This window comes from Wolbachia endosymbiont of Mansonella perstans (assembly GCF_020278605.1).
In the GTDB taxonomy this organism is placed as follows: domain Bacteria; phylum Pseudomonadota; class Alphaproteobacteria; order Rickettsiales; family Anaplasmataceae; genus Wolbachia.
The window spans coordinates 1-3,746 of the sequence record NZ_JACZHU010000091.1 but is presented as its reverse complement, the minus strand read 5'-3'; the positions used below and the strand labels follow the sequence as shown (position 1 = coordinate 3,746).

The 3,746-nt window shown below is 33.6% G+C and carries 4 protein-coding genes and 1 pseudogene; 1 reads left to right on the top strand and 4 read right to left on the bottom strand.

What is annotated here, in order from left to right; all coding sequences use genetic code 11:
- Positions 1–19: 19 nt before the first annotated feature.
- Positions 20–436: a hypothetical protein gene (locus IHO13_RS04740; protein ID WP_225538509.1), complete on the bottom strand. Its 417-nt coding sequence runs from the start codon at positions 434–436 to the stop codon at positions 20–22.
- Between the two features lie 274 nt (positions 437–710).
- On the opposite strand from IHO13_RS04740, the gene purN reads away from it, so the two are divergent.
- Positions 711–1,277, top strand: a complete 567-nt coding sequence (gene purN, locus IHO13_RS04735; RefSeq protein ID WP_225538508.1) for a phosphoribosylglycinamide formyltransferase — start codon at positions 711–713, stop codon at positions 1,275–1,277.
- Between the two features lie 142 nt (positions 1,278–1,419).
- Here the strand turns inward: purN and IHO13_RS04730 are convergent, their stop codons facing one another.
- From IHO13_RS04730 to IHO13_RS04720, 3 genes and pseudogenes are all read right to left on the bottom strand, one after another.
- Complete coding sequence (locus tag IHO13_RS04730) at positions 1,420–1,803, bottom strand: hypothetical protein (protein ID WP_225538507.1); 384 nt, start codon at positions 1,801–1,803, stop codon at positions 1,420–1,422.
- Positions 1,804–2,218: 415 nt separating this feature from the next.
- Entirely contained in the window at positions 2,219–3,538 is a 1,320-nt protein-coding gene (locus tag IHO13_RS04725; RefSeq protein ID WP_225538506.1) for a M16 family metallopeptidase, read from the bottom strand.
- A pseudogene (locus IHO13_RS04720) lies at positions 3,525–3,746 on the bottom strand (insulinase family protein); the annotation flags it as partial. The pseudogene IHO13_RS04720 and the gene IHO13_RS04725, both read right to left, overlap by 14 nt.

The following is a 3,746-nucleotide window of genomic DNA, read 5'->3' as shown; positions in this document are numbered from 1 at the left end:
CTGAGAACGCTGCGTTCAATCAGGTAATTGCCTTAAGTAAGTTAACAGCATCCTTATATTCTCTTACTAGACTTTCAAGCATTTCTTTTGGAAGGCTGTTGCCAACAACAGAGCATAAATAATTATACAAATCTTCTAACCTTGATATGTTGTTTTTCTTCTTACTGTTGAATTTGTGTGGAAAAATATCTTCCATAATTTCAATAGCAGCAGCCTTATTTAAAAATACATTTTCACTTGTTACACTTATTCTTGCCAGGATGGTGTTGATTTCAGGTTCATCACTCGCATAAAAATCTGACAGCCGAGCTATTTTAATGACATATAGATTTACTATTTTTGACAGGCAATTGTCAGCATATTCACAATCTTTTATTACTTCCCACTGAGTAACCTGAGATCTACTTATTTTCGCGTTGTGTGGTAATTTGCTCATTAAATTTTCTCCGTTTAATCCAGTGAATAGATTATACTAATACTTTGTTAAATAAATAATAACGCGGTTACAAAATGTATTCCTGTATTAATATACTTGCCTATATGCTTCAACATCAGAGCTAATTTTAGCTGAATGTTATCCAGCGAAACCTAAAATTAGAAGGCTCACTTATAACAGAAAAAGCTGTACACACCCTTTTCGCTATAAAATAGGTTTTCTTTTTGAGCTGTTTTGTTAATATAAAATTTCACACTAAATTAATTGTGCTACAATGAAAAAAATAAAGCTCGGAATACTCATTTCAGGCAGAGGATCAAACATGCAGTCGTTGATAAAAGCATGTCAAGATTGCAGTTTTCCTGCAGAAGTTGTGTGCGTTATCACAGATAATGGTGAGGCTGCTGGCCTGAAAATAGCAAAGCAAGCAGGAATTTCAGCATTTGTTGTTGAAAGTAAACCACTTGATGCTAATAAAATTCACGAAATGCTCGTGCAACATAAGGTTGACTTGGTTTGTCTTGCAGGGTTTATGAGAATTCTAAAAGCTGACTTTCTGAGTAAATGGCATAATAAGGTTATAAATGTTCATCCCTCTTTACTTCCATCTTTTAAGGGCCTTAATGCTCAAGAGCAAGCTCTGAAAGCAGGTGTAAAAATTACAGGTTGTACCGTACATTACGTCACTCCTGAAGTTGATGCTGGAGCCATAATAGCTCAAGCTGCTGTACCAGTGTTACCAAACGATAACATCCAAAGCCTCTCAGAACGTATTCTAGCTGAGGAACATAAGTGCTACGTGGAAGCAGTGAGGTTAATGGCAGCTAAGATAGCACACTAGAGGGACCGTGAAGTATTGCTTTCTTTTTCTCTTTCTTCAACCACATCTTTACCTAAAGAAAGGTGTATTGGAACTTTTAGGGTTGGAGCTTTTTCGTTTTATATGTTTTTCTTTTTTCGTTTTAATAGTTTCGCTATTTTTATCAGCTATATCGCTGTTTGTTGGTTTGCAATTGCATTCTTTTAGCACTTCTTTTAAGTGCTGAGCTTCTTTCTGCCTTTTCTTTATTCTCCGCATTAGCATGCAGTTTTACTAATACTGCCATTTTAGGTAGAACTTTTGCTATAATTTTATAAAGGCGTGGTGAATTTATTTCTTTTTTCATCTCTGTGTACAGCTCCCTCTGTTCCTCTTTTGAAAATTGTGAAAGATGATTTTTAAAGTCTTTAACTTTACAGTAAATGGAGTTAGTTATGTTGCCAATCATCACTACACAACCCAGTGTAACGAGAGGTGCAGTAGCAAAAAGAGCTACGGGATTACTAAATAAAGCAATATAAACTGCAGCACTAGTTAAAAATAACACATCGCACAGAATATCTAGCAGATGCCTTGAATTCTATGCTTATCCTTTCTTTTCGCTTCCAATGTCTTCTCGTAGTTAAACTTTTTATATAGGCTCTTTTCTCTAAAGTAGTTAAAAAAAAGAGTATAAACTTGACATCATGGACGTTGAGCTGAAAAAAACACCTGTACCAATATTACCGAGCATTATACCTACCATGCCTATTTGTTGACTTGTGATATATGTCAACTTAACAATCACCAGCATGCCTGTATTGATAAAAAAATATTGTTACCAAAGGATTTAACAAAGTAATCGGAACTCTTTTGTTCCTTTTGTAGTATCTTTCGTATTGTTTTTCGCCTAAACGTCGAAATTAGCTATATACTTAAAATTGTGAAGAAATGTAGTGAAAAATTTATTCATATTATAGTGATTATTTACTTTGAACATCTCTGCCAACTTCAACAAAAAATAAATTTTCAGGATCTAATAAAGAACTTGCCAATTTGTTTACTTCCTCTAATTTGACATCATTAATGATATTCGTATAATTATTTATACGATTAACATCACGATCATTTATTTGTATATCATCCAGCAGTATTGCTATATTTGTGTTATTGGATAGAAAAAAGGTAAGGTTGTTTACTAAACTGGTTTTTGTATCCTTAAACAATTGTTCGTCAATTCCCTCTTTTTTTACCTTACTCAATACGTCTTTTACCGCTGATATAGCTTTGCTAGCAGTAGAACTATCAGTACTCATAAATCCAAGTATAGCACTTCCATGTTTTTCGGGAATAATGCTTGCACTAATACCATAAGTAATACCTAGATTTTGTCTCAATTCTTTCATTAGTATTGAGTTTAACCCCATGCCGCCAAGCGCATCAATTAAGACACTAGCGTTATAATAATTGGGGTCTTCATATGCCATACCTTTCTGAGCAAAAATTATGACACTCTGTGGTATATCCATAAAAATGCTCTTACTTTCTGCAGGGCCAAAGTCATTTTTTACAGGCATTTTTCTAACTTTTGATCTTTTTGATGGTAATTTAGATAAATATTTATCCAGTAGCATACTAATTTCTTCCTTTGTTGTGCAACCAACAACACTAATAACCATGTTGTTTTTAGCAAAATTGCGCTTCATGTATGTTAAAACATCATCTCTAGTAATGCTCATTACAGTATCAAGGCTTCCATATCTACTTTTTGAGTAAGGATGTTTTTTAAATAACAATGTCTCCAGTTCTTTTCTAGCAACAAAATAAGGGTCTTTTTCAAGATTATTAAAAGTAACTTTTGCTTTTTCGAAAACTCTATTCAATCCTTTAGGGTCAACTTTAGGACGCATTATAGCGTCACTTAGTAACGAAACTGCATCCTCTAAATTCTCATACAGAGTATTTAATGAAACCCTAAATGCTTCTAAATCGGCAATAAAACCTAAACTAATCCCTTTATCTTCAAGCTTTTTCGCAAGATCTTTGGCATCATTTTTTCCTGCCCCCTCTTGAATTACAAGAGAAGTAAACCAAGTAAGCCCCTGTTTTTCCGCGTTCTCATACGCGTAGCCTGCATCTTTGAACGATATATTTAGTGAAACTTTTGGTAAATCGCAATTTTCAACAAATAAAAACTTAAATCCTTTACGGGTAGTAACCTCCTCTATATTTAGGTTACTGCTTGCTTGTAAGTTAAAGCCTAGACAGAAAAAAAGTAGAAATACAAATTTACTTATCTTCATTATTACCTCCTTTTGGTAGCAAACGACCGACTAATTTGTTAGTAGAAAAGATAGTGCGAATTTTGTTATTTACATTCTCTAAATTAACATCATTAATTTTACTATATGAAATATCTATCTCATCAAGTGGAATATCAAGTGCTAGATGTGGTATATAGAACATTGCTATACTAGTTAAGTCAGATAGCTTATCAAACTGTGCTGCTTT